The 24,587-nt window shown below is 62.0% G+C and carries 28 protein-coding genes; 9 read left to right on the top strand and 19 right to left on the bottom strand.

The window, feature by feature from the left end; translation table 11 throughout:
- Positions 1–30 precede the first annotated feature (30 nt).
- On the bottom strand, positions 31–453 hold the full coding sequence (locus tag PQ627_RS04195) for a DUF1801 domain-containing protein (RefSeq protein ID WP_274258664.1): 423 nt from the start codon (positions 451–453) through the stop codon (positions 31–33).
- Positions 454–511: 58 nt separating this feature from the next.
- Between PQ627_RS04195 and PQ627_RS04190 the strand changes: the two genes are divergently transcribed.
- Positions 512–1,363, top strand: coding sequence for a PhzF family phenazine biosynthesis protein (locus PQ627_RS04190; protein WP_274258662.1), 852 nt, complete (start codon positions 512–514; stop codon positions 1,361–1,363).
- Between the two features lie 40 nt (positions 1,364–1,403).
- On the opposite strand, the gene PQ627_RS04185 is transcribed toward PQ627_RS04190, so the two are convergent.
- The 8 genes from PQ627_RS04185 to PQ627_RS04150 form a co-directional block, all read right to left on the bottom strand.
- Positions 1,404–1,967, bottom strand: coding sequence for a hypothetical protein (locus PQ627_RS04185; RefSeq protein WP_274258660.1), 564 nt, complete (start codon positions 1,965–1,967; stop codon positions 1,404–1,406).
- 3 nt (positions 1,968–1,970) lie between these two features.
- Entirely contained in the window at positions 1,971–2,591 is a 621-nt protein-coding gene (locus tag PQ627_RS04180; RefSeq protein WP_274258658.1) for a stage II sporulation protein M, read from the bottom strand.
- On the bottom strand, positions 2,519–3,115 hold the full coding sequence (locus PQ627_RS04175; RefSeq protein WP_274258656.1) for an ABC transporter ATP-binding protein: 597 nt from the start codon (positions 3,113–3,115) through the stop codon (positions 2,519–2,521). Before PQ627_RS04175 ends, PQ627_RS04180 begins: the two co-directional genes overlap by 73 nt.
- Positions 3,112–4,461, bottom strand: coding sequence for a hypothetical protein (locus tag PQ627_RS04170; protein ID WP_274258654.1), 1,350 nt, complete (start codon positions 4,459–4,461; stop codon positions 3,112–3,114). Before PQ627_RS04170 ends, PQ627_RS04175 begins: the two co-directional genes overlap by 4 nt.
- 76 nt (positions 4,462–4,537) lie before the next feature.
- A complete protein-coding gene (locus tag PQ627_RS04165; RefSeq protein ID WP_144660360.1) occupies positions 4,538–4,834 on the bottom strand; it encodes a hypothetical protein in 297 nt (98 codons plus the stop codon).
- Between the two features lie 433 nt (positions 4,835–5,267).
- Positions 5,268–6,800 carry a DUF6297 family protein gene (locus tag PQ627_RS04160; RefSeq protein ID WP_274258651.1) on the bottom strand — a complete coding sequence of 511 codons (1,533 nt, stop codon included), beginning with the start codon at positions 6,798–6,800 and terminating at the stop codon, positions 5,268–5,270.
- Position 6,801: 1 nt separating this feature from the next.
- Complete coding sequence (locus PQ627_RS04155; RefSeq protein WP_274258649.1) at positions 6,802–7,470, bottom strand: ABC transporter ATP-binding protein; 669 nt, start codon at positions 7,468–7,470, stop codon at positions 6,802–6,804.
- Positions 7,471–7,500: 30 nt separating this feature from the next.
- Complete coding sequence (locus tag PQ627_RS04150) at positions 7,501–7,707, bottom strand: hypothetical protein (RefSeq protein WP_262276643.1); 207 nt, start codon at positions 7,705–7,707, stop codon at positions 7,501–7,503.
- 174 nt (positions 7,708–7,881) lie between these two features.
- On the opposite strand from PQ627_RS04150, the gene PQ627_RS04145 reads away from it, so the two are divergent.
- A complete protein-coding gene (locus PQ627_RS04145) occupies positions 7,882–8,799 on the top strand; it encodes a diacylglycerol/lipid kinase family protein (protein WP_260842387.1) in 918 nt (305 codons plus the stop codon).
- 14 nt (positions 8,800–8,813) lie between these two features.
- Here PQ627_RS04145 and PQ627_RS04140 read toward each other — a convergent pair whose 3' ends face one another.
- The gene (locus PQ627_RS04140; protein WP_274258645.1) at positions 8,814–9,695 is read right to left on the bottom strand and encodes a hypothetical protein; all 882 of its coding nucleotides are present in this window, start codon (positions 9,693–9,695) and stop codon (positions 8,814–8,816) included.
- A gap of 96 nt (positions 9,696–9,791) precedes the next feature.
- Between PQ627_RS04140 and PQ627_RS04135 the strand changes: the two genes are divergently transcribed.
- Together PQ627_RS04135 and PQ627_RS04130 are read left to right on the top strand one after the other, a co-directional pair.
- On the top strand, positions 9,792–10,085 hold the full coding sequence (locus tag PQ627_RS04135) for a DUF4287 domain-containing protein (protein ID WP_274258643.1): 294 nt from the start codon (positions 9,792–9,794) through the stop codon (positions 10,083–10,085).
- Positions 10,086–10,170: 85 nt separating this feature from the next.
- Positions 10,171–10,617 (top strand): SRPBCC family protein, encoded by a 447-nt coding sequence (locus tag PQ627_RS04130; RefSeq protein WP_274258641.1) that lies wholly within the window; start codon positions 10,171–10,173, stop codon positions 10,615–10,617.
- A gap of 14 nt (positions 10,618–10,631) precedes the next feature.
- Here PQ627_RS04130 and PQ627_RS04125 read toward each other — a convergent pair whose 3' ends face one another.
- Positions 10,632–11,582, bottom strand: coding sequence for a hydroxymethylglutaryl-CoA lyase (locus PQ627_RS04125; protein ID WP_274258639.1), 951 nt, complete (start codon positions 11,580–11,582; stop codon positions 10,632–10,634).
- Positions 11,579–12,829 carry a CaiB/BaiF CoA transferase family protein gene (locus PQ627_RS04120; protein ID WP_274258637.1) on the bottom strand — a complete coding sequence of 417 codons (1,251 nt, stop codon included), beginning with the start codon at positions 12,827–12,829 and terminating at the stop codon, positions 11,579–11,581. The genes PQ627_RS04125 and PQ627_RS04120 overlap by 4 nt, the downstream gene beginning before the upstream one ends.
- 48 nt (positions 12,830–12,877) lie before the next feature.
- Between PQ627_RS04120 and PQ627_RS04115 the strand changes: the two genes are divergently transcribed.
- The 3 genes from PQ627_RS04115 to PQ627_RS04105 all read left to right on the top strand — a co-directional run bounded on the left by PQ627_RS04115 (position 12,878) and on the right by PQ627_RS04105 (position 15,258).
- Entirely contained in the window at positions 12,878–13,390 is a 513-nt protein-coding gene (locus PQ627_RS04115) for a GNAT family N-acetyltransferase (protein ID WP_274258635.1), read from the top strand.
- A gap of 63 nt (positions 13,391–13,453) precedes the next feature.
- Positions 13,454–14,533, top strand: coding sequence for an alpha/beta hydrolase (locus PQ627_RS04110; RefSeq protein WP_274258633.1), 1,080 nt, complete (start codon positions 13,454–13,456; stop codon positions 14,531–14,533).
- Positions 14,534–14,634: 101 nt separating this feature from the next.
- Entirely contained in the window at positions 14,635–15,258 is a 624-nt protein-coding gene (locus PQ627_RS04105; RefSeq protein ID WP_274258631.1) for an FMN reductase, read from the top strand.
- 99 nt (positions 15,259–15,357) lie between these two features.
- Here the strand turns inward: PQ627_RS04105 and PQ627_RS04100 are convergent, their stop codons facing one another.
- Positions 15,358–15,771, bottom strand: coding sequence for a hypothetical protein (locus PQ627_RS04100; RefSeq protein WP_274258629.1), 414 nt, complete (start codon positions 15,769–15,771; stop codon positions 15,358–15,360).
- A gap of 7 nt (positions 15,772–15,778) precedes the next feature.
- Positions 15,779–16,252, bottom strand: coding sequence for a hypothetical protein (locus PQ627_RS04095; protein WP_274258993.1), 474 nt, complete (start codon positions 16,250–16,252; stop codon positions 15,779–15,781).
- A gap of 585 nt (positions 16,253–16,837) precedes the next feature.
- On the opposite strand from PQ627_RS04095, the gene dnaB reads away from it, so the two are divergent.
- The gene (gene dnaB, locus PQ627_RS04090) at positions 16,838–18,220 is read left to right on the top strand and encodes a replicative DNA helicase (protein ID WP_144660393.1); all 1,383 of its coding nucleotides are present in this window, start codon (positions 16,838–16,840) and stop codon (positions 18,218–18,220) included.
- Between the two features lie 27 nt (positions 18,221–18,247).
- Here the strand turns inward: dnaB and PQ627_RS04085 are convergent, their stop codons facing one another.
- From PQ627_RS04085 to PQ627_RS04065, 5 genes are all read right to left on the bottom strand, one after another.
- The gene (locus tag PQ627_RS04085; protein ID WP_144660398.1) at positions 18,248–18,709 is read right to left on the bottom strand and encodes a phage tail protein; all 462 of its coding nucleotides are present in this window, start codon (positions 18,707–18,709) and stop codon (positions 18,248–18,250) included.
- 395 nt (positions 18,710–19,104) lie between these two features.
- Complete coding sequence (locus tag PQ627_RS04080) at positions 19,105–19,563, bottom strand: ribose-5-phosphate isomerase (protein WP_144660401.1); 459 nt, start codon at positions 19,561–19,563, stop codon at positions 19,105–19,107.
- Positions 19,564–19,576: 13 nt separating this feature from the next.
- On the bottom strand, positions 19,577–21,313 hold the full coding sequence (locus PQ627_RS04075) for a dihydroxyacetone kinase family protein (RefSeq protein ID WP_274258626.1): 1,737 nt from the start codon (positions 21,311–21,313) through the stop codon (positions 19,577–19,579).
- Between the two features lie 31 nt (positions 21,314–21,344).
- Positions 21,345–22,118, bottom strand: a complete 774-nt coding sequence (locus tag PQ627_RS04070) for an SDR family NAD(P)-dependent oxidoreductase (RefSeq protein ID WP_274258624.1) — start codon at positions 22,116–22,118, stop codon at positions 21,345–21,347.
- A 24-nt stretch (positions 22,119–22,142) separates the two neighbouring features.
- Positions 22,143–22,985: a sugar phosphate isomerase/epimerase family protein gene (locus PQ627_RS04065; RefSeq protein WP_274258622.1), complete on the bottom strand. Its 843-nt coding sequence runs from the start codon at positions 22,983–22,985 to the stop codon at positions 22,143–22,145.
- Positions 22,986–23,189: 204 nt separating this feature from the next.
- Here PQ627_RS04065 and PQ627_RS04060 point away from each other — a divergent pair, with 204 nt between their 5' ends.
- A complete protein-coding gene (locus PQ627_RS04060) occupies positions 23,190–24,527 on the top strand; it encodes an MFS transporter (protein WP_274258621.1) in 1,338 nt (445 codons plus the stop codon).
- The last annotated feature ends 60 nt before the right edge of the window (positions 24,528–24,587 follow it).

The raw sequence follows: 24,587 nt of genomic DNA, 5'->3' as shown, positions 1-24,587 counted from the left end.
GTGGCGGGGTTCTTTTTTATCGCCGCGGGCTCAAGAGGTGTGGAGCTCGGACATCACGTGGTTGTAGCCGGAGCGGATCATCTCCGCCAACACGCTCCGGTCCACGTCGTCCAACTTATTGATGTACAAGCAGGCCGCCCCGGTCTTGTGTTTGCCAAGCTCGGGGAGGAGCCGGTCTGCATCGGGGCCGTAAGTGAGCCCGTAAAGGGCCAGGTTGGCCTTTCGTGGCGAGAATCCGACGGCTGCAGCATCGCCCTCGCGCCCGCTGGCGTACTTGTAGTGGTAGCTGCCGAAGCCAACAATGGTCGGGCCCCACATGACAGGCTCCTGGCCGGTGGCGTCCCGCATCATGTCCAGCAATTCCAAGCCGTCGGCCCGCCGGACAGGGTGCTCCACGGCACTAAGGAAACCGAGGACAGATGCATCCGTCGGTTGGGTCTTGTTCTCTGCCATGCACGTAGTCTCGCAGACCGGCACCTCGCCTGCCAGCACCGGATGGTAGCCTTCACCGGTGACTCCAGAAGCCCTCCGCCTCCGCCCGTTCCACCAAGTCGACGTCTTTTCCGACCAGCCGTACCGAGGGAACCCCTTGGCCGTGGTGGTGGAGGCCGAAGGTCTCAGCACCGAGGCCATGCAGCACTTCGCCAATTGGACCAATCTTTCGGAGACCACGTTCCTCCTCCCTCCCACCGACCCTGCGGCCGACTACAAAGTGAGGATTTTCACCGCCAGCGAGGAGTTCCCCTTCGCGGGGCACCCGACGCTCGGATCGGCGCATACATGGCTGCAGTCCGGGGGAGTGCCCAAGACCGAGGGCGTCCTGGTTCAGGAGTGCGGTGCGGGCTTGGTTCGGGTGAAGCACGACGCCGGCCGGCTGGCTTTCGCTGCTCCGCCATTGACGCGTTTTGGTCCGGTGAGCGACGCCGAACGATCCCAACTCGCGGCGGGCCTGGGTATCTCGGAGGCTGAGATAGTCGACGCATCGTGGCTGGTCAACGGCCCGCAGTGGATTGGCGTCCTTCTTGGGTCAGCGGACCAGGTACTGGCCTTGGAAGCGGATTTCGTGGCCATGGGTGACCTCAAAGTCGGGGTGATTGGCCCGCACGAGTCAGGTTCCGCCGTCGACTTTGAAGTCCGCACCTTCATTCCTGGTGATGCCATGGTGGAGGACCCGGTGACGGGGAGTTTCAACGCCGGAGCAGCCCAGTGGCTGATTGGATCGGGCAGGGCGCCCGAGGAGTATGTTGCCGCTCAAGGCACCGTGCTGGGCAGGGCCGGGCGTATCCACGTCATGGCCAGGGATGGTGATATCTGGATCGGCGGAGCATCGGCCACCTGTATCCAAGGCAGTGTGATCCTGTAGCGCTCTTTCTTCAAATTGCTCTTTGCATTGCAGGACGCCCCTATGAAGTCCCCGCTACGAGGAGGACAGAATTGATGATTGCGGAGATGGCGAAGAGTACGGCGAGACGGCCGCTTGGAGCCCCGAATAGTCTCCGCGCAAGTACTGCGTAGAGTGCAGCGGCTATGGCCCCGAACAGAATTCTTAGCCAAGCTTGTCCAAGCACCAGCGTTGCTTCCGGTTCAAGAAACAGGCCCACAAAGAGCACTGTCAGCATGAAGGGTATCTGGCCCAGGAGCACCCAGAACCAACTGGTGCGAAGCGTTGGCACCTGTCGACCGACAATGAACTTGTAAATGAGCCGCAGTGCAAGGGCTTGGAGGAAAGAAGCCACGACGCTCCACAGAAGTACGCCGACCCGCATGAAGGTGAGCAGTACTTCCTGACTGGAGAACTGGTTGTACTCGGCATTCTCGTTGACCAGTTGTTCGAGCTTGGGACCAGCCGCGTACTGGGCGGCAGCGGTGTAGGCGAGAACCAGACAAGCTATCCAAACGGCGTTGATACGGCGGGCTCCAGGATCCTGGAGAGATTCGTGGGACGGGGAGGGGTAGCTCGGGGTCATCGATTACCTTTTCAGTAGTGCGTACTCAGCCCATTCAGACAGGGCAGCCAGAACGTAAAACACGGTGGAGACAGCGATGGTGCTCAGCAACTCAGGAAGGAACTTCCTCCGGGTCTGTTCTTTCCTGAAGACCGTTATGATCACGGGCCAAAATATGCGGGCACCCTGAATTGTCGTCACCCACGCAAGGATCTCGAGAGGGACATGGACCAGCGTGAGTGCAAGGGTCTGTCCCAGGCCCGCTGAGGCGACACTGCCCACCCAACCCATTCCCAGGTAGAAGCCGTTGGCAAGCACGATGATCCTGGCACCGTAATGAGTCAGGAGGAGCGCGACCAATGCCAAGAAAAAGTTGTGGGCGAAGATTTCGAAGGCCGTAAGGGCGGTTCCATCCGTGATTGGCTTCCACGTAAACAGCGATGCAAATAGCCCGCCCGCTACCGCCGCTATGACTGGCGGGATCAGATCCTTGGCAAACGACGGAAAAAGTCCGCATATCGAAGTGCAGAAAGAGCGGAAACGCAAGGTCCGCGCAGGCAGTTGGGAAGCGTTCAAGCTGCGACTCCAGCTTTGGATAAATTCACTTTGCGGTCCCGGCCGATGGTGAGATCGTAGTCCGCCCATCGGTCGTCTTCATGGGTGGCCAGGATGATGAGACGATCTTGGCTTGCGGCCATAAGGGCGTCCCTGGCAGCTTTGGAGGCCTCACGGTCCAGCCCATTGAGGGGTTCATCCAGCAAGACAACATCGATGTTGCGGAGGGCCAATGCCGCTGTTAGGACGAGGCGTTGACGCTGGCCAAGTGAAAGGTCACTGACCCTCGTAGCAAGAATCGCATCGGTGATGAGGCCGTTGTCGGGGATAGGTGTTGTGAGGGGCCCGATCATGCCAAGTAATTCCCTCGCCGTGAGGTAGTCGAGGGTCAGGTATTCCGTGTCGAGATAGACCGCGGTGAACTTGTTCCTCCAGTCGCGGAAAGTTCCGCAGGAGGAATGGATCACGCCGCCGAGTAGTTTCAGTAGAGTCGTCTTGCCGCTTCCGTTGCTCCCACGGAGGGCTACAACGCCTCTTTCCGGCAACTCGATACTCGTGCTGGTGAAGATGACATTGCTTCCGAAAGCGTGTTCTACGCACATCAGGGACTTCATGATTCCTCTGTTTCTGTTGCCGTCAGGTCGCGTAACCATGACGGTGCATCTGCCACAAGTACTCCGATCAGCAGTGCAGCGACTATCACCAAGGCTCCTGCGACGGCAGGCAGCCATGCTGGCTCTGCCGATCCGGGAATGATGCCTCCCATGACCCCGGAAAGAACTACCGCCATGCCGGCGCACAAAGCTGCCCCCACGCCTGTCCTTGAGCGTTGGGACAGCTCGGCGATACGAGAGGCCGGCAGAACCGCTGTCTTCCGTTGGATGGCCAGGGCATCAGCAGCGATTTCAAAGATCGCCAGCGCGGCCAGCAGCAAAGCCGACTGTGGATTTCTGTGGACGAGCAAAGTCGTGATGAGACACGCCAAAGCGGGTAGTACAAGGACAGCGTTGGTGACAAGACTTCTGATTATCAGCGCCCTTGGTTTCCTTGGGGAGATGCGGAAAACAAACAATGCATATCCCAGAGTTTCAGGTGAGGATGTCCGCACGAATCCAGACCTGAAAAAAATCATTCCCAGGAAAAACACAGCAATAGACACGAAAGGGGCAATGCCGGGCCACGGTGTACCCTCACTAATTGACAGTGATAGTGAAGCCAGCAGTACTACGCTGCCGACCTTGATGCCCATGTCCAGGAATAAGCCACGTGTCTTGAGCGCGTATTTATGGGCAATTCCTGCGAACAGAATGGGTGTGGCTGATGCTGTAAGGATCAATGAAGCTACGGCAATCGCCATATCGATCATGATTTGGTCTTTGATGTTGACGGATGCCACAAGCATGTTCGACTGCGATATGAGCATGACCAGAGTTGCGGTCGCCGCTGCTGTTGCCATAATCGCGGACGGCCACGCCCGCTTCCTGCCGCTGGAAAGGAGCGTAACAGCGGCGCCCACCAGGGAGACGCTTCCCAGTGCATTGATCGGGTAGCCCCAGCGAAGATTCTGAACCACCAGCATCAATGCCAAGCCGATGTCCGGGATCGCTAGTCCTGCCCGCATTCCGCTTTCCAGCGCTCCCGTCAGGGTGGTCCATTGCCGGTGCGCCCGCCGGAAGCGACGCCGCGCTTGGAGTAGTCCGGCTGCGAGCACCAACGCAGCCATAGCTGCCAATTCCGGGGCGCTGAGCCGGATACCTAACGGGATCAGCCCTGTGGGTGGTGGCGTCCATCCAAGCCCGACCATCAAGACAAGCAGAGTTACTGCCTGTCCTGCCGTTACGGCGGCTTTGCTGGTGCCCAGGCTGATGGAGAACCCGAGGTCACTAAGTACATCCCGCAAGCGGCTGGCTTTGCGACGGAATTCGTTGATATACGTGGCACGTGCGCCGGAGAGAGCCACAGCGAAAGCGCTGCGCCACCGTGGCTGGGTGCTCAGTGGATTCATTGCGGCCCCCTCCGAGTTCAACGGCAGCGGTTTACCAGGCTACGAACTGCTTCAGTGCCCAGCGCTTGACGAGACCGAAGATCACGCCTGCAAGGGCCGTGCCGATCCCGAACGAGGCGACGATGCCTGCAGCCAAGGCCGCCCATGAAAGTGCGTTGAGCGCGAAGTACAGATTGGTCGCCAGGCCCGAGGAGATGCCGAGGGTGGCGACGGCCTGGAATACCACGGACAAGGTGGCGAACAGGGCAGCCGTCACGCCGCCGACCTTAACCGCTTTTACAACGGCGGGATTGATATCACGCTGGACTTGTGTGATTGATGCGGACATGGAAATGCTCCTTTCAATATCATGCGAATGGATTCTTCAGGATCACTTGATAGTGGCTGTTTGTCTTCGGCCGAATGACTTGTTGCAGCCATCAAGGAGCATTGCCTATGAACTTGTAGCGGTCAAGCTACTCATTGATCCAAAGGAGCCTTATTCTTGCGATATTTGAGCCTACAAGTATCAGCAAAACTGCGTAACAAAGGCTCATTTAGTGCTCTAGAGGATGATCTTTGCAATTTTGCCGTCATGAACTTGATGCTGGCCTCACTCAGGCAAATCACCGGTGTTCTCCCGAATGAAGGATGCCAAAAAAAAGTTAAAAAAATCTCGAAACCTGCGACACGGACGGCCTGCCACTCATACATATGCGGGTATCGCGAGCGACATACCCCTCTGTTGGTAGGCCTGTTTTTCGCCCGACAAGGGCCGGTCCTCACGCCCGCTTGGGTTTGGACAGCACTGCAACAAGTACGATGCCGGCACTGAACAGGGCCTGAACCAGCGCCACAGCCCACGGAGTGTAGCCAAGGTAGAGCCCAACCAGCAGCGGAACCATCGCCAGGATCGTCACGTCCAGCCCGTGCATCAGGGAGCCGAGCTGCGCGCGGGGCACGGGACCGAAGGGCGTGTCCACCGGGGGAGCCGACCAATCCGGCGCGGCTTTGGTGGCAGAACGCAGCGTTCCCGCGCCCATTCCGACGCCGGCCAATGCCCCCACGCCAATCAGGGCAGGATCGGAAGCGCCCAGGAGAACCAGAAGGCCGCTAAGGACGGTCATCCATACAGCCATGGCAAGGCACGGGATGAGGGTCCGGCTGGTACGGACCAGTGCCGGATGGAGGGGGAGCAGCGCATCGAGCTCCGGAACGAGGGCCGTCTTGCGCGCCACGCTCCCCATGCCCGACGCTGTTGCACAGCCGGCTATGACAACGATGGCCAGCTGTGCGAACTCCGGGAGTCCTCCTTCCACCAGCAGCACGGCGATGCAAGCACCGAGCCACAGCAAGGAAGCCAACCAGGGCGGATTCAGCCGGAGAAACGCTACTGTATCGGCGCGGATCAGCGCCCGGAGCGGGCCGCCCGCCGGTCTGGCGAAGAAGCCTGCCGCCCTGCCGCCGTCGACCGTTTTATGTCCGGCGCCCAGCGCGCGAAGTACCTCGTTGGAATCCATCATGAACAGGGAAGCGCCGGTGTGGCCAGCCACCGCTCCGCCGCGGATAAGCTCTTCACCCCGCACCTCACCAGCGCGTCGGCCCGCGACACCCAGGAGCACGACGGCGGCCACCGCCACCAAAGCTTCCGGCCATGGTGCCCCTGGAATCGTGGGAAGGACGGCGCACGCCAGGAGCACAGCAACGCTTACCACCCGGCCAAGCCGGACTCCAAGCATGCCCAGCTGCTGGAAGGCCGCCAAGGCCACCGCGATGACCCCGGAAACGCCAAAGGCCGCTGATGCAAGAAGGTGCTCCGGGCCGGTACGGTCCACGGCCGTAACGATGCTGAATGGCAGGTATAGGACGGCAAGACCCACCCCCGTTAGTACAGCCTTGCGGAGGAAAGGCGGCAGAACCATCGGTCGGCGGTCGACGGGGAGGGACAGCCACCAGGTGCTCTCGGGTCCGCCGACCGTGATAGGTCCGAGCTTGCGGGCAAGGTTGGCCACCACCAGCAGGACCGCGTACGTCGCTAGTGTCCACAGCACTGGCGCCGGAAGGACGAGCCATTGCGCCTGGATAATGCTGCTCCCAGTAGAGGCGCGGTCCGCGATCTCGTTACGCAGGGCAAGGACGAATGAGGCTGCGATGGTCAGGGAAACGGCGATACCGAGTCCCCAACTGTACGCATCGACAAAGCGTTCGCTCCATAAGCCTCTGCTCCGCTTGTAGCGGCGGACCGATTGGCGAGTGAAACTGACGATGTCCCGCGCGAGGTGACGGTCCGGCGTCGTGCTTTCATGAATCAGCATGTCAGGACCCGGCAATGATCGAGGCTCCCTGCTGCGGACCGAATTCGCGGACGTCGTCGTCGATTACCAAACACGAAGAAGCGGTGGCGAGCAACAGGTCCGGATCGTGCGTTACCAGGACCACGGCGCCGCCGTGCTCAGCGATCCGTTCTCCGATGGCCACCCGCATCTTGGGATCTAGCCGCTGCTCCGGCTCGTCAAGAATCAGGAGCGACGACGGACGGATCAGCCCGGCTGCGAGCAGCAGCCTGCGGCGTTGCCCGGACGAGAGGGCGTCGGGGATAGCGTGGGCTCGTCCCTGCAAGCCGAAGAACTCCAGTTCTTCCTCGACCCGCGTTTCGGGATCCGCCACGGAGTGTCCGCGGGCGACGAGCAGCAAGTGTTCCCGGACAGTCAGCGAGGGGAAGAAGAGATCGTCGTCGAAGACAGCGGAGACCTCCCGCCGGAACGGTACGGCGTCGGCGTCGATGAGAAGGCCATGGACCTTCACCTCGCCGGCAAGGGCGGCCTGACGACCCGCTATGGTCCGGGCAACTGTTGACTTCCCGGCGCCGTTGGCACCCACGATTCCCAGGATCTCGCCGGCGCGCACGGTTGCCGACACCTCGCCACACACCGGAGATCCGGCATAACCCACCAGCAGGTTTTCGACGTCCAGTACAGTCCCCATGAGGCAACCCTACCGGCGCGCCGGCGGCCCTCAGAGAAGTGAGTGGGCCTCGAGGTCCTCCATCGCCCAGCCTAGGATCCTCAGATCGAAGGGGTCGCGTTCCAGGATCCCGAAGAGATAAGCGTCGAAGTCCCACAGCCCGGCATTGCCGCCGTTGGCCCAGTACCACGCCCATAAATCGTCAAGGGTGATCTCATGCTCGAGGACGAGTATTCGTGCTGTCTGGCGTGAGTCCATGGGATTTCCACACTGCTGCCGCAGCATCGTGCCGCATCCAGCTGGTTGAGGCAGATTCCCAACTGGGAACCCGATTTCATCGTTTCACGTTCGTCGTTTATCCGAAACCCCTCTGGGTTGCGAATACTATGGGAACTTCCGAGGGAAACAGCCGCCCGAATAAGGGACCTCGCAATGAATCAGGAGTACATCGTGGATTCTGCCCGGACCTTTGAGTCGATCGTCATCATTTTTAATCCCAACAGCACAGGGGATGCGCCGGAGCTGGCGCAGCAATTGCATCAGCGGCTGAAGGAAGTTCTCAGCTACGAACCCGAGATCATCCTCCAACCCACGGAGCATGCCGGACACGCGGTGGACCTTGCGCGGGAAGCCGCGGCGAAGGGCGGCGACGTCCTGGTGGTTTCCGTCAGTGGCGATGGCGGCTACAACGAGGTCGTCAACGGGGTGATGCAGGCCGGAAATCCCCGGGCGGTGTGCGCTGTTCGGGCCGCCGGAAACGCCAACGACCACAGCAGGATCATCGCCACCAAGCCCTTGGAAGAAGCCATAGCCGAGGGCCGGGTCCACAACATCGACCTCCTCCAAATCCATACGGGTCAGAAAGAGGACGAACCACTTGAGTACGCGCATTCCTACATAGGCTTCGGCTTGACCCCTGTGGTTGCCACCGAACTGGAAAAGGGCAGCAAAGGCGCCCTCAAGGAAATGGTCACTGTGATTCAGACCTTTTCCAAATTTGAGCCTTTCGGAGTTCGTTTGCCTGACGGGAAGCGTCACAAGTTCGACAGCCTGGTGTTCGCCAATATCCGTGAGATGGCCAAGTACGCCACCCTCAGCGACGCCGATGAGCACCCGTCCGATGGCAAGTTCGAGGTCATCATTTTCCCGCATATGCCCAAGTGGCGGGTCCTTTTGAAGGCGCTCAAGGCCACCACCCAGGGACTCGGCGACCAACCGAGCGTCAGCAGCTATGAATTCACCACCCTCAAGCCACTGCCGTATCAGATGGACGGCGAGGTGAAGAGCGTGGATGCGAACGTCAAGGTCAAGGTGGAGTGCGCCCAAGGAGCTTTGGCGACGCTCGGCTAGGTGGCCGCCGGGGTTCAACCGTGTGCGCAAGCGTCGGTGACAAAGTCGTAGATACGTCCGCGCAGGTCAGTTGAGGCGGCCACTTTTATCAATCCTTGGCGCTCTCCCACCCTCACCCGGAGTGGGAGGAGCGTACCCACCTTGTCTTCGGCGACGGCATGCGGATCACAACGTGCGGGCCGGATGGTGAGTGCCAGCTCCTGCTTTGTGGAGCCCACCGTGACGTTCCTTGGCCATGGATCCGTGGGGGATTGGGCAAGCAACGTGGTCTCGTCGATCGATTCAATCGTGAGGCTTTGCGCCTGCGCCCCCGGACCGGCCGGTGTGATGACAAGACGCACGACGGCGGTTTGACCGTCCGCGGCCACCTTCAGTTCCGGGTCCAGTTCCAACGTGGCGACGGCGGCGGCCTGGGCCGCGATGCACAGCTCGGCTGAGTTTCTGGACAGTACGCCGAAGGGGTCGGCTGCGTCCGTCACCTCTTCGCTGGCTTCCTTACCGGGTGCCGTGAACTCAAGCGTTGCCTGGCTGGAACCGTTCTGTGCGGCTCCACATGACGCGGCCGGCAGTGCCGCAGGAACGCTTTTAGGTTGCCGGGACGGCAGTTCAAGGCCATTCCCCGAGCGCTGCCAGAGTATGTCGCCGTCGAAAAGCGGTGAACGGACCCGTGCTCCGGTCACCGTCAGGACATCGTCAGTGGTGTTGGTGAACTGGATCTGGATGGCTTGCTTCCCGTACTGGTCACGGGATTGGTTGATTTCCACCGTAATGGGCGCAGTGCTGCTGCCGGATGATGGCGGGTTGGCCGGGGCGCTTGAGCTGCAGGCGGACAGGACAGGCAGCATCGTGGCCAGGACCATGCAAGACGCAAGGACACGCCTTCTGCGGCACACCATGCGATCAGTGTAGGCGCCCCCAGTGCGCGGGTACGATGTCGCTCACGCACACCTGCCAACTCCGCCCATGGAGTTTGGCCACGAAAGGGGACCTCCATGTCATTCCAGGCTTACCTCGACGCCATCGAAGACAAAACCGGCCTGACGCCGCGGCAGTTGGTGGACATCGCTGAATCCAGGGGCTTCAATGATCCTTCGGTCAAGGCCGGGACCATCCTTGAATGGCTCAAGGCCGATTATGACCTGGGGCGTGGCCACGGCATGGCGTTGGTGCACGTCATCAAGAAGGGGCCGCAGATCGACAGCAAGCATGTGGGATCGGAGGGAACTCACCGCGACGAGTCGGACACGCTGTGGTTGGACGGTAAGGCCAGCAAGCCAGCTTCATGATGGCGGGAGACACTGGCAACTAAACCATAAGCATGCTTAGCTTAAGGTGACACCCCAATCCTCCACCTGCGCAGAAAGGTTCCAGATGGCCACCGTGACCCAGTTGTTCAAGGCCCCTGCCGCAGATGTTTGGAAAGTCATCCAGGAGGGGTGGCTGTACTCAGGCTGGGTGGTGGGCGCCTCGAGGATCCGCTCCGTTGATGAGCAGTGGCCGGCCGAGGGCTCCCGGCTTCACCATTCCGTGGGATCCTGGCCATTCCTCATCGACGACAGCAGCCGCGTCACCGCCGTCGAACCGGAACGCAAGCTTGAACTCTTGGCGAGGGGTTGGCCGTTGGGCGAAGCCAAGGTGCTCATCACCCTGGAAGACCTCGGTGGCTCCCAATGCCGGGTTTCCATCGCTGAGGATGCCGTGCGGGGCCCCGGCAAATTGGTGCCCAAGAAATTACGTGATCCCGTTATCGCTGTCCGGAACCGCGAAACCCTCAGGCGCTTGGAACTGATGGCAGTGGGCGGCGCGGGCAGGTCCTAGCGCCCGCGCGGGCCTTAGGGCCGCAGTACCCAGTCAAAGGCCTCTGCTTTGGACCGTGCGCCTTGGGCCGACTTGGAGCGGTTGGGCTCGTCGAGCTCCTGCAGTAAATGTTCCGAAAGCACCACCAGTTCGCCAAAGATTTCAGGCGTCAGCCAGCCGGGGCGGGTGGCGAACAGGATGTCTTCGCTGGACGTATTTCCGCTGGCACCGGGGGCGAAGGGGCATCCGCCCAGGCCGCCAAGCGCTCCGTCCACCATTTCAGCCCCTGCTTGGATGGCCGCAAGGGTGTTCGCCACGCCCAAACCCCACGTGTCGTGGCCGTGATAGACGACGCGACGGGAAGGCGACTCGGTACGAACACGGGTGATCAGCTGGGCAACCTGTGCCGGGACCGCCTGTCCCAAGGTGTCGCAAATGACGATGTCGGTGGTGCCCTCGGCACGGGGGTCGTTGGCGATGGCCAGGATGCGATCTTCGGGGACCTGGCCCTCGAACGGGCAGGTGAAGGACGTTGCAATGCAGAGCTGGATATGGCCGTCTACTGCCCGCGCGTACTCGATGGCCTCGGGCAGGGTTGCGAGGCTTTGATCGGTTGTGCGGCCGATGTTCGCCTTGTTGTGGGAGTCGGAAGCAGACAGGCAGTACTGGAAATTGCGCGCCCCGGCAGCTGCGGCCTTCGCAACATGGCCCGGGGTTGCTACCCAGATCCAGCACTTTTCGAGTTCCGCCGGGGTCAGGGCGTGCACCACTTCCAAGGTGTTGGCCATCGTGGGGACCAGGTCCGGCCGGGCCATGGACCCGAGCTCGATCGCCGGCACACCGAGCCGCAGCAACTCGCGCACAGTCTGGACCTTCTGTTCCGCGGAAAGGAGCTTGCCCGTCAGTTGGAGGCCGTCGCGAAGGGTGACGTCCCGCAGAATGGCGTTGCCCAGGGTTGCGGCCACGGGCCCTTCAGGACGGATCATGACTTAACAGCTCCCTCGCGGCCGGATGCATCGTTGATCTCGCTCTCGCTCATGCCAAGCAGCCCGCCGAGAACCTCCTGGGTGTTCTCGCCCAAATCCGGTCCGAGGTTGCGAATGGGCAAGGACTCGCCACCGATAACGGGAACCACGCCAGGGAAGCCGACGCCAGTGAGGGTTTCTTCGCCCGTGGAGACATCGAATTTTTGGATCATGTTCCTGGCGGCGTATTGGTTGTCGCTGCTGATGTCGGCGGCGGTATAGATGGGACCCGCGGGAACACCCGCAGCTTCCAAGGCGGCCAGTGCCTCAGCTGCGGGGAGCGTGCCAGTCCATTGGCCGATCGCCTCGTCCAGTTCCTCCCGCTGGGTCCAGCGCCCGGCATTGCTCTGCAAATCAGGGCGCCTTGCCAAGTCCGGACGGCCGATGGTCTGCATGTACCGCTGGAAAATTGAATCACCGTTACCTGCGACCACAATGCTCGCGCCGTCCTTGCACACATATGCATTGGACGGGGCGATGCCCTCCATCCGGCCGCCGACCCGCTGGCGGTCCACGCCGTAGGCCTGATAGTCGGGAATGAGCGATTCCATCATGGAAAACATTGCCTCGTGCAGGGCGACGTCAATGACGCGTTCGGTGAGGGGTACAGCGCCAGCCGAGTCCCGGCGTCGTGCTTCACGCTGGTAGAGGCCCATTACGGAACCGAAGGCGGCGTATAGTCCCGCGATCGAGTCTCCGATGGAGACGCCGACCCGCACCGGTGCGCGGTCGGGGTCGCCCACCAGGTTGCGGAAACCTCCGTAGGCTTCGGCGACGGCGGCAAAACCGGGACGCTCGGACAGTGGCCCAGTCTGCCCGAAGGCGGAGATGCGGGTCACCACGAGGTCCGGATTGGCCTGGTTGAGAACCTCGGGACCGAGGCCCCACTTTTCGAGCGTGCCTGGGCGGAAATTCTCCAGCAGAATGTCTGATTTTGCCGCCAGGTCCAGGACGGCCCGCTTGCCGGCCTCCGTGCGGAGGTCCAGCACCACGGACTTCTTGTTGCGGTTCAACGTGCGGTACAGCATGGAGGTTGTGCCCTTGTGCAGACGCCAGTTTCGCAGTTCGTCGCCGGTTCCGGGCCGTTCGACCTTGATGACCTCGGCGCCGAAGTCGGCCAGCAGCCGGCCCGCGGTGGGCGCAGCGATGTAGTTGCCGAGTTCCAAGACCCGGACGCCGTCCAGCGGTGCGATTGGTTGCTGTGTCATGGCCCTCTTCCGTGCTGATGCCCCCTTTTGCAAACCTAGACTAGGCCCATGAGATTCGCCATCCGTCCCGCGGTTGAAACGGATGTTCCCGGAATTGTGACCGTGGAGACCCTGTCCGGCCGGTTGTCAGAGGCGGGAAGGGAGCCTTTCGCGGCAAAGATCGCTGCTGCAATATCCGACGAAGATCGCCTGGCTCTGGTGGCCGAGGCGAAATCGGACATGACCCCCGGGCCTGGTTTCGCCGTCGTTGGCTGGGCGAAAACGCACCGTTACGACGTCGGTGACGGTCCGGCGCCGGCGGGTCACTATCTGGGCGGCCTTACCGTTGCGCCCGATTTCCGGCGTCGGGGACTTGCGGTTGCCTTGACCTCGCGCCGGCTTGAGTGGATCTGGGAACACGCTGACACTGCCTTGTACATCGTGAACGCGCGCAATGAGGCTTCACTGGCATTGCATCGTCGGTGGGGGTTCCGAGAGGTCGCGCGAGGACCGGTTTTTCACGGCGTAACGTTCGACGGCGGTGATGGCGTCTTGCTCGCGGCGGCGCGGCCGCCGTCCTGACCCCATGCGACCCCGCGCCGCCGTAGCATGGGTCCAGAGATGCGCCGACTGGGGGAGTGTGTGATGGGGCCGCTGGATTCGATCGAAAAAACTGCAAGGAAAACCCCGCCAACCCGCGTGGAAGTGCCGGCCAAGGCCCGGCGAAAGCGCTCCTCGCGGCTGCGCAGGCTGGAACTGGCGATCTTGGTGGTTTTGATCCTGGCTGTGGCCCTTTCCGCCACTCCTTGGCCGTCGGCGCTGCTGATCCGCAGTGTTTTCGAGCGGGGAGCCCAGGCGACCATCGACGAAATGACGCCCTACGTTCCCGCTACTCCGTTGGATACGCGGATGGGGGTGGAGTACAAGCCGGGGTCCACCTTTGACGTCTTCAGTCCCCAGGGGACGACGGCGCCGCTACCTACTGTGGTGTGGATTCACGGAGGCGCTTGGATTTCCGGGGCACAGCGCGACGTCAATCCGTACCTCCAGATCATGGCCGACCAGGGCTACACCACCATCGGCATGAGCTATCCGATCGCACCCGAAGCCACGTACCCCACTGCTGTCCGCGACATCAACGAAGCCCTGGCCTACATCAAGGCGCACGCTGCCGAGCTCAATGTGGACACCAGCCGCATCGTCCTTGCCGGTGACTCTGCAGGGGCCCAGCTGGCCAGCCAGATGACAACGCTCACCGTCAACCCCGAGTACGCCAACCTTATGGGAATTCAGCCCGCGCTTCAGAAGTCCGAACTGGCTGCAACCATCCTGCACTGCGGCGTCTACGACCTGCGGGCCATGGCGGACCTGAACGGCATTGTGGCGTGGGGTTTCAAAACTGCCTTGTGGGCTTACACCGGCACCAAGGATTGGTCCGCAACCTTTGCCGGGGCCACGATGTCCACCATCGACTTTGTCACCCCCGACTTCCCGCCGACCTTTATCAGCGGCGGCAACGGTGACGGCCTCACCTGGCTGCAATCGGTGCCCTACAGCAACCGGCTCAAAGACGCCGGAGTGCCCGTGACGGAGCTGTTTTGGCCGGCAACCCACCAACCTGAGCTGCCGCACGAGTACCAGTTCCATCTGAACTTCGCCGAAGCCCGCGAGGCGAGGGACAAGACTTTCGATTTCCTGTCTGCTCACGCTGCGCGGCGTCCTTAATCTTCCTGCGGCCCGCAGGGAATACTTTCCCTGCCGCCCCTGTTCATTGATTTAGATGCAAACGCATGTAAACTGATTGAACGAACAACAGGAGAAACGCCATGGAAACCCGCCGCATCACCGTACTTTCCGCCGGACTCGGCGTGCCGTCGTCGAGCCGTCTGCTGGCCGACCAGCTGGCCGCCTCCGCCGAGCGGCAACTGCGTGCGGCAGGCTATGAGGCGAGGATCGACGTCGTCGAACTTCGCGACCTCGCTGTGGACATCGCGAACAACTTTGTCACCGGCTATGCGGCGCCCCGCCTCGCGGAGGTGATCGCCGGCGTCGAGGATTCCGACGCCGTCATCGCTGTCAGCCCGGTGTTCAGTGCTTCCTACAGTGGCCTTTTCAAGTCGTTCATCGACGTCCTCGATCCCAAGTCGCTGGATGGCAAGGCGGTCCTGCTGGGTGCAACCGGCGGCACCGACCGCCACCAGATGGTCCTGGACTACGCCATGCGCCCGCTGTTCACGTACCTCCGGACACGGATTGCCGCTACCGCCGTTTTCGCGGGGCCACAGGACTGGGGAAACGACGACGGCGGATCGCCACTGTCGTCGCGGGTGGACCGGGCAGCCGGTGAACTCGTGCAACTGCTGAGCGGCCCCCAGCCCGGCCGCAAGGCTCCGGTTCTTGAGTCGCTGCCGTTTGAGCAGCTGCTCGCCGGAATCTCGGCAGGCAGGTAGTCCGAACTTTTACCCAGGTTGGGTCGTTGGGGCAAGCATGAAGTGTCCTGTGGATTCCATTGACCTGGTGATGAGCGAACGAAGCGGCGTGGAGATCGATTACTGGCCTTTGCTCACGATCGCCCTGTACCGGTACGGAAAGCGCTCGGGCTCGTCGTCATCATCGGCGAGCAGGTCCTTGGCGGGGGTTTCGGGCGTGAATGGCTGGGGGTGCGCCGCCAAGGCACCCACGGCGTTGCGCGAGGCACGAAGTCCTTCTCCCGTGGCTTGCAGATAGAGCTTGATGGCGGCCATGCCCTGGCCCTGGGCTATCAGCGAATACAGCTGGCGGTGCTGCTCCTGGTTGAGCTTGGCTGCTGACTCCCTGGCCAGTTCCACCGGGTCCTTCGGCGCACTCGTTGCCTGGGCGTTTGCCTTCGTTTCCGCTGAGCGCTTGGTGAATGAATGAATAAGCAGGAGCACTCCCGCGACGACCGCAATGAGGATCAGGAGCGGGATGAGGATTGAATCCATGGCGTTGTCAGAGCCGATCTACGTAGTTCTTGGCGGTAAGCAAATCTGAATGGGTGGCTTGGCGAAGAACCTTGATGGCCTCGATCTTCTTTCCGCTGCGGACCAGGTTCTGCAGCTCAAAGGCGAGCTGGGGGTTGAGCTGGCCGTTGGGGAGGACCGCGGGCTGCTGACCTGGCTGATTGGCGGCCGGAGCGCGTCCGGTCTGTGCCTGGATTGCCGCGTTGTTCGGTTGCGCATGCTGGCTATGCTGGGCTGCGTTCTGGCTGGGCTTGGTCGTGGCCTCGATGCGGGCTCGAAGGGCCAACGCCTGCTGGACTTGGGAAGCCTGGTGCGCGGCGGAACGGGCCGCGAGTTCGCGTTGGTATTTTTCGGCGTCCGACATGCCCGTATCCCGCGGTCTGAAGGCCGCCGACAGCGCCCACAGCAGGCCCAGGAGGACGAGCAACGGAAGGGCAACCGTCAGCACGTCACCAAAGTTCATCCCCATGCTTAGAGCTTATGCCAGAAGTGCGTTATCCACAGCACATTCCACGGTCGGCATAGGATTCCGAGAGCATGGTGTCAAATTAAGGCATGGAATGTAAGTTCCATCACATTTGGGGCATGTTTGGGGTGATTTTGCCCGCTTCTGCAGACTCGGGAATCGACACGGCTGTGGATGATTTGTGGGCAAAACTTTCTTCAGTCCACAGCTTGTGAGCAACGTTTCCGCAGGTCAGAGCGTTGATGCCGCTCAAAGAATTTCTCTATCCACAGAGTAGCGCACAGTCTGTGCACAACGTAGGGGCGGTATTCCACAAGTTATCCACAAGGGCTATCTGTCGCCTGCTGTAACGTGTCTGAAGTGTCCATTTTGGGCACTCATTTACCCGCATTGGGTTTCCCGGGCCGATAAAAAGTCACTCACCGTGACGGGTCCCCGGAAGGCATTGTGGATAACTTGTGGATACGTAATTTTGTCGGACCTGCCTGACATCCTCGGAGCAACCCGGCGGACGTAGCCACACCGCGCTTTGCGACCGCCGGGGAGTACATCTCTGCAGCGGTACATATTTGGAGGACGGCTTTGTCAGTTACGCACTTGGACTCAATCGAGGGCACTCGCGCTTCGGACTCGAGCCGGAAGCCTCCCCAGGACATCCCTGCTGAGCAATCCGTACTCGGTGGCATGATGCTGTCCAAGGACGCAATCGCGGACGTCGTCGAGATCGTCCGAGGGCACGACTTCTACCGTCCGGCCCATGAGACCATCTACGAGTCCATCATCGACCTCTATGGCCGGGGCGAACCCGCTGACGCCGTCACGGTCTCCGACGAACTGACCAAGCGCGGTGAGATCAACCGGATCGGTGGGCCGGCGTACCTTCACGAGCTCATCCAGACCGTCCCCACCGCGGCGAACGCCGGATACTATGCGGAAATCGTGGCCGAGCGTGCCGTGCTTCGCCGTCTGGTGAATGCCGGCACCAAGATCGTCCAGATGGGCTACGGCCAGGACGGCGAGGTGGAAGATCTCGTCAACCAGGCACAGGCCGAGGTCTACGCGGTTGCTGAAAAGCGAACGGCCGAGGACTACGTGGCGTTGAAGGACGTCATGGAGTCCACCGTGGACGAAATCGAAGCGTCGGGGCACCGCGGCGAAGGCATGACAGGCGTCCCCACCGGTTTCTACGAACTCGACGAACTGACGCACGGCCTCCACCCGGGCCAGATGATCGTTATCGCAGCCCGTCCTGCCGTGGGTAAGTCCACGTTCGCGTTGGACTTTGCCCGTTCCGCTGCCATCAAGAACAACCTGGCCACGGTCATGTTCTCGCTGGAAATGGGCCGGAACGAGATTGCGATGCGTCTTCTCTCCGCAGAAGCCACCATCGGCCTCCAGGACCTCCGCAAGGGCACCATCAAGGACGAACAGTGGTCCAAGATTGCCACCACCATGGGCCGCATGAACGACGCTCCCCTCTTCATTGATGACAGCCCCAACATGTCGCTCATGGAGATCCGGGCCAAGTGCCGCCGCCTGAAGCAGCAGCACGACCTCAAGCTGGTCATCCTTGACTACCTCCAGCTCATGAGCTCCGGCAAGAAGGTGGAGTCCCGCCAGCAGGAAGTTTCCGAGTTCTCGCGTGCCCTCAAGCTGCTTGCCAAGGAGCTGCAGGTGCCCGTGATCGCCCTGTCGCAGCTGAACCGTGGTTCGGAGCAGCGCCAGGACAAGCGGCCCATGGTTTCGGACCTTCGTGAATCCGGCTCCATCGAGCAGGACGCCGACATGGTCATCCTGCTTCACCGTGAAGATGTCTACGACAAGGAATCCCCGCGTGCGGGCGAGGCCGACATCCTCATTGCAAAGCACCGTAACGGTCCCACCAAGGACATCGTTGTGGCTTTCCAGGGTCACTACTCACGCTTCGCCAACATGGCTGGCGAGACCGGCGGTGGGGGTTTCTAGGCCGGCTTCAAGCTGCCGGGCGCAGGTTCAGTACTCGCCCTTGATCACGAAGTAGGAGCCACGGATCGTTCCGGCCAGCTTGGACTTTTGGCGGGCGAACTTGAACTTCGAGTCCAGCTCCTCGGGGACGTCCATGCCGTCGGCGAGCTTGAAGCCCACCGCCCGCTTTCCCTCGCCCGTGCTGTACATGACATTGATCGACAAGCCGGACTCGTAGAACACGTATGCCATCTGCAGGTCCTCCACCTGGAAAGCCGTGGCTTCCAGCGGCTTGGACTTGATCACGATGTCCCGCTCTTCCTTAAGGATCCGGCTCACCCTGTCCACTACCTCGGGGAGCTCCTCGGCGGGGCTCACCGTGAAGTCGTGGTCGTACTTGTTCTTGTAATAGCGGGCTTCGTTGGCACGCAACCCGGCAGCCGCCTCGGCGACAGGTGAGGACTCAAGTCCAACGGTGGATACGGTCTTGAAGTCAACGGTGTAGGGCATCAGCTCTCCTGGTCCGGCGTGTTTGCACCAATGCTACTGATGGGGCGGCCCGGGCCACATTAGCTATGAGGTGGCGGATTCACCGCGTCATGTTCCGGCTACTGCGATCACGTAAAGGTGAGCGGAAGGGAACTGGAAGTGACTAAGGGTTTTCACCGTGCATGACTCCGCGCACCTTCGCAGGAAGGGCGTATGTGTATCTAGCGTTCACGGGCGGGTTTTGGTCCGCTCACTGGCTCTTGTACTGGGCAACGGGGGGCCTCATACCTAAGCCGACAGTGTTTGCCTTATTCATGCTGGCCCTGATTTTCCTGTTTTGGTTCTTCATGCCGTCTAAACCATGGTTTCCTTCCCGAAGGTCGAGGACGGGAAGGGCCGAGTAACCGATACGGCCCCTAGCAGCCCTCGAAGTCGCTCAGCACTTTGACCTTTGCAGCCGACCCCGAGGACGGATCGAAGGCGTAGCCGATCCACTCCTTCGCCAGCCGACGGGCAAGCTCCACGCCCACAACGCGCTGGCCCATGGTGAGGACTTGGCAGTCGTTGGACAGAATGGATCGTTCCACGGAGAACGAATCGTGCGCTGCCGTAGCCCGGATTCCCGGCACCTTGTTCGCGGCAATGGCCACACCGATTCCCGTACCGCAGAACAGGATGGCGCGGTCGGCTTTGCCGTCCCGGATCATCTCACCGGCGGCGATACCCACATAGGGATACGGGCGCGAGAAGTCCTCATCGTCACGGTGGACTCCGATATCGATCACTTCGGTGATCCGTGAGTCGGCCTGGAGGTCGGCCAGGATTCGGTCCTTGTAGTCAACGCCGGCTTCGTCGGCGCCCACGATGATGCGCATGGTGGTGGTTCTCCTAGTGGTTGGCGGCAGCTACGGGAACTGCAGTGAAATGGGGTCCGACGGCGGCAAACACCATGGCGAGCGACGTCGCCCCGGGATCCGGCGTGCCGATGCTTTTCTCGGCGAGTGGCCTGGCACGGCCCTTGAGGGGTCGAAGGTCCGCGGTGGACGCAGCGGCGGTTGTTGCATCAGCCGCGGCAGTTGCCCACGCGTGTTCCAAGGGCGTACCGGCAGCCACACCTTTCTCCAGCGAGGAAACAAACGGCAGCAGCGCATCCATCATGGTCTTGTCGCCGATCTCCGCCTTTCCAAGGCTCGCCATGCGGTCAGCGAAGGCACGGACAGACTCGGTGAGGACCTCCGGCGTCGGGATTTCCGCGTCTCCCAAGCGTTCGCCAAAAGCGCGCAGCCCGGCACCCCACAGGACGCCCGACGTGCCGCCGGCCTTATCGGCCCAGGCGTCTCCAGCGGCAATCAGGACCGAACCAGCGCCGGCGCCCACGGAAAAGGCGGCCGCAGCAGCCTCGAGGGATGCCGCCGAGCCGCGGACCATGCCGCGTCCATGGTCGCCGTCGCCGGCTATGGCATCCATGTCGCCCAGCATGGTTTCGGAAGAACGCAGCAGGGCGGCCGCGGTCTCCAAAGCACCAAGGCACTGACCCGCGTAGGCGCGGGAAGCCTCTGTGGAGGAGTAGTGGGCCGCTTCCGTGACGAAATCCTCGGAGGCGTCCTCGGAGACAACAACGTCGAATCCGACGGACCCCCGACGGTACGCTGGCGTCAGCGCCGGGGCTGTCCAGTACTGCTCCAGTTCGTCATCGAGCCACGTGAGCGTCAGCGATGCGCCGGCCATGTCCAAGGACGTCACCAGTTCGCCAACTTCCGGCATCACCAGCGTGTAGCCGGCGTCGCGAAGCAGCGGAGCCACGGTGCGCCAAAGGACAAAGAGTTCCTCGTGTTTGGTTGAACCCAGGCCGTTCAGGATCACCGCGAGCCGCGTCGAACCGCCCGCAGGGGCCTCCTCCAGCACGCGCCGCACCAGTTCCCGGCCAAGCTCGACGGCGGTGGGCAGCTCGGTATCGAACAGTCCCGGTTCGCCGTGGATGCCAAGGCCCAGGCCCATCTGTCCCTCGGGAAGGCGAAAGAGTGGGGCATCAGCACCAGGGAACGTGCAGCCACCGAACGCTGTTCCGATGGTGCGTGTGAGCTCGTTCGTCTTGCGGCCCAACCGGACCACGGAGTCCAGATCCAGTCCGGCCTCGGCGGCAGCACCCATGACCTTGAAGACCACGAAGTCGCCGGCAATTCCGCGGCGCTTTTCGATCTCGGAAAGGGGAGCGCTGGCGATGTCGTCCGTGACCAGCACGTTTTCCGCCCGGATGCCTTCAGCGTTCAAGCGCTCGCTGGCCATTCCGAAATTCATGACGTCCCCGGCATAGTTGCCGTAGGTGAACACCACCCCGGCTCCGGAGTTAGCAGCCTTCGCCACGGAGTAGGCCTGCTGGGTGGACGGTGAGGTGAAGATATTGCCCACCACGGCACCGTCAGCGAAACCCGGGCCGATGATGCCGGCGAATGCGGGATAGTGGCCCGAGCCACCGCCTGTGATCACGGCGACTTTTGGCGTAGCCGGCCGGTTGCGTCGTACAGCTCCGCCCTCAACCTGACGAACGAGGTCCGAGTGGGCATCACAGAAGCCGGCAAGCGCTTCATCTGCAAAATCAGCGGGATCGTTGAAGATTTTGGTCATGGTGGGTCCTGGTTTTCCTCGAAGTACGGGACTAGTGGATGTGGCTGCCGCCGTTGATGTCGATCGTGGTGCCAGTGAGGTACGCGGAATCCTCGGAGGAGAGGAACGTGATGACGGCGGCCACTTCCTCCGTAGTGGCATTGCGGCCCAAGGGGATGCCGGCGTTGATGGCGGCTTCCTGCTCTTCAGTGCTGCCCACGCGGATGTTGGTGTCCACTGCGCCGGGGGTGATGGCGTTGACGGTCACGCCGGTTTCACCGATTTCACGGGCCAGGGCCTTGGTGAATCCGAGGATGGCCGCCTTGGCTGCCGAGTAGGGAACCTTGCCGAACACACCACCGCCGCGCTGCGCGGAAACGGAGGACATGTTCACGATGCGGCCCCAGCCGTTGGCGATCATGTCCGGCAGGAACGCCTTGGTTACGAGGTAGGTGCCGGTGGCGTTGACGTCCATGACCTTGTGCCACAGTTCAAGCGTGGTTCCGAGGAACGGGACGGGCGAGGTGATTCCGGCGATGTTCGCCAAGGCGCCGACGGGAGGAAGGTGACCGCTGGAAACCTCAGCGGCAACGGCTGCCTGGGCAGCTGCGACGGAAGCTTCGTTGGCGACGTCGATCTCGTAACCGAAAGCCGGGACGTTGAACTCGTTGCCGATTTCGGCGGCAACCTTGGCGGACTTCTCGCCGTCGAGGTCCAGGATGGCGACGCCCCATCCCTGGGCGGCGTAGCGGCGGGCGGTGGTGAGGCCGATGCCGCGCTCTGAGGTGGCTCCGGTGAGGACGGCGGTGCGCTGGATGGTGGTCATGGTGCTCCTTGAAAGTTGTGGTTGTTAGATGAGGTCTGAGATGTAGCTGCCGGCTTTGGCGGCGGCGGCCGGTCGCTCGTCGTGGGTGACGTCGCGCGTTTCGAGTTCCAGTGAGAAGTGGCCGGTGTAGCCAAGGGCCCTCAGCGTCGAAAGCCCCGCGGCAAAGTCCGCCTGGCCGTTGCCGATGCTGAGGTTGATGTTCCCGGGCTGCGTGTCAGTGGCAGCCGTCGCGTCGCGGAGGTGCACATGGGTGATGCGCTCGCCGAACCGCGAAACGAAGTCCTTGGGGTCGCCGCCGGAGGCAACGATGTGGCTGAAGTCCATGACGATTCCGACGTCGGAACCGGCCAGGCGGTCTGCGAGCAGCTGCGCGCGTTCGATGTTCCAGCAAAGCCGGAAGTAGTGGAGGGACTCGGTCCACAGCTCGACGCCGAACTCCTTGGCCCGCTCCGACGCGTGGATCAGCTGCGAGGCAACAGCGTCGATGTCTTCTTCCAAACTGCGCACAGGATCGTGGTCGATCGCTCCGCACGGAAGGACAAGCGCCTTCGCGCCGGTCTTCTCCGCCAAGCTGAGCAGCATCCCAAGGTGGCGTTGGCGCGCCTCCGCGGCACCGGCGTCGAGCGTTGCGTTCAGGTCGCCGACGTCGCCGTTGACCGAGCGGACGCGGAGTCCGGAATCGCGCACGACGGCGGCAACCGCCTCGACTGCCTTGGCGTCAAGTATGTAGGGCACGTGGTCGCAGACGCCGGGGAGGGCGCCCAGGTCAATCTCCTCGAAGCCGAGCCCGCGCATGGTGTGCAGGGCGGCGGCGAGGTCCTGGTGTCGAAAGCTGATGGAAGAACAGCCCAGTCGGTGATGAAACATCGTCGTTGATCCTCAAGTTGAGCCCCTCGACGGAGAAGGGCCTTAGTGATGGACACCACGTTAGCTTCGTTAACTGTCAACAGTCAACCTCTCAAGTTGACTGTTGACATTGCTGGTGGTCTCGGTCACAGTTGACGTATTATGTTGACTGTCGACAGTGGGGTTGCCGAAGAAGCGCCGCACTTTTGAAAGGGAAAGACACTCATGAGCAATGAAGCTCTGACCATGCGTGGTCCGGTTCATGGAACCAAGGAAGCAAAGCGCGTCGCCGTCGGCTCGGGCGTGGGCGCAGTCATCGAAACCTATGACTTCATCGGTTTCGGCACCGCCGCTGCGCTGTACTTCGGTACGGCCTTCTTCCCGGGCGCCGACCCGGTAACTGGCACCCTGGCCTCCTTCGCGACCCTCGGCGTCGGCTTCGCTGCCCGTCCGTTGGGCGGCATCATCGGTGGCCACCTTGGAGACAAGCTCGGTCGCAAGCCGGTGCTGGTTGCCTCGCTGATTCTCATGGGCCTGGCAACTTTCGCTATCGGGTTGCTACCCACCTACCAGCAGGTTGGCCTTCTGGCTCCCGCGCTCCTGGTCCTTGTCCGCATCATCCAGGGCCTCGCCTTCGGTGCTGAATGGGGCGGCGCCATTTTGATGAGCTACGAGCACGCACCGTGGCGGAAGAAGGGCCAGTTCACGGGAATCGTGCAGGCCGGCTTCCCCGTTGGCTTGTTGCTCGCGAACCTCGTATTCCTCTTCAGTGTCGGCCTCGGCAGCGAATGGGCGTGGCGCGTGCCGTTCCTGGCGAGCATCCTGCTGGTGGCCGTTGGTTTGATCATCCGTTCCAAGGTTCCCGAGTCCCCGGTCTTTGAGGATGTCAAGACCAAGGGCGACATCGTGAAGTCCCCCATCGTTGAGGTCATCAAGACCGACTGGCGCAACATCGTCCGCGGCATCGGCCTCCGCATCGCCGAAACCGCAGGCTACGCCGTCTCCGTGACCTACATGATTTCCTACCTGCACAGCACCAAGCTCGCAGACAAGACCCAGACCCTCGTTGCCCTGTGCATCGCGGCCGCCATCGGCATCTTCGCCACCTACGCCTGGGGCAAGTTGACCGACAAGGTAGGCCGCCGGCCCGTCTACATCTGGTCCACCGCGTTCGCCGTTGTCTTCGGCATCCCGATGTTCCTCCTGGTCAACACCGGTCTCTTCATCTTCATCATCGCCACCATCGTGATCGCCTACGCCGTGTGCCAGAACTCCCTCGCCGGCGCCCAGGGCGCATGGTTCCCGGAACTCTTCCAGGCCAAGACCCGTTCCTCCGGCGCCTCCCTGGCCTACCAGATCTCCGCCATGGTCTCCGGCTTTACGCCCTTCATCACCACGCTGCTGTTCGTGAGCTTTGGTTGGGTTGGCCCTGCAGCCCTCTTCAGCATCTATGGCGCCATCGGTCTGTGGGCCGCGCTGGTCACCAAGGAAACCTGGGGTAAGCGTGAGCGCCAGCTCGCCGAAGAAGCCGCCAGCAAAACTCCCCAGACGGTAAACGCCTAAGCAACCACTCGACGTCGGGCGCGTTCTCCCCATCCGTACGCGCCCGACTCCGGAAGGAAT

Origin of the sequence: Paenarthrobacter sp. AB444 (assembly GCF_028736865.1) — a bacterium.
GTDB classification, from domain to species: domain Bacteria; phylum Actinomycetota; class Actinomycetes; order Actinomycetales; family Micrococcaceae; genus Arthrobacter; species Arthrobacter nicotinovorans_B.
Note: the sequence above shows the minus strand (reverse complement) of the source record. Positions and strands in the feature narration are given on the sequence as shown.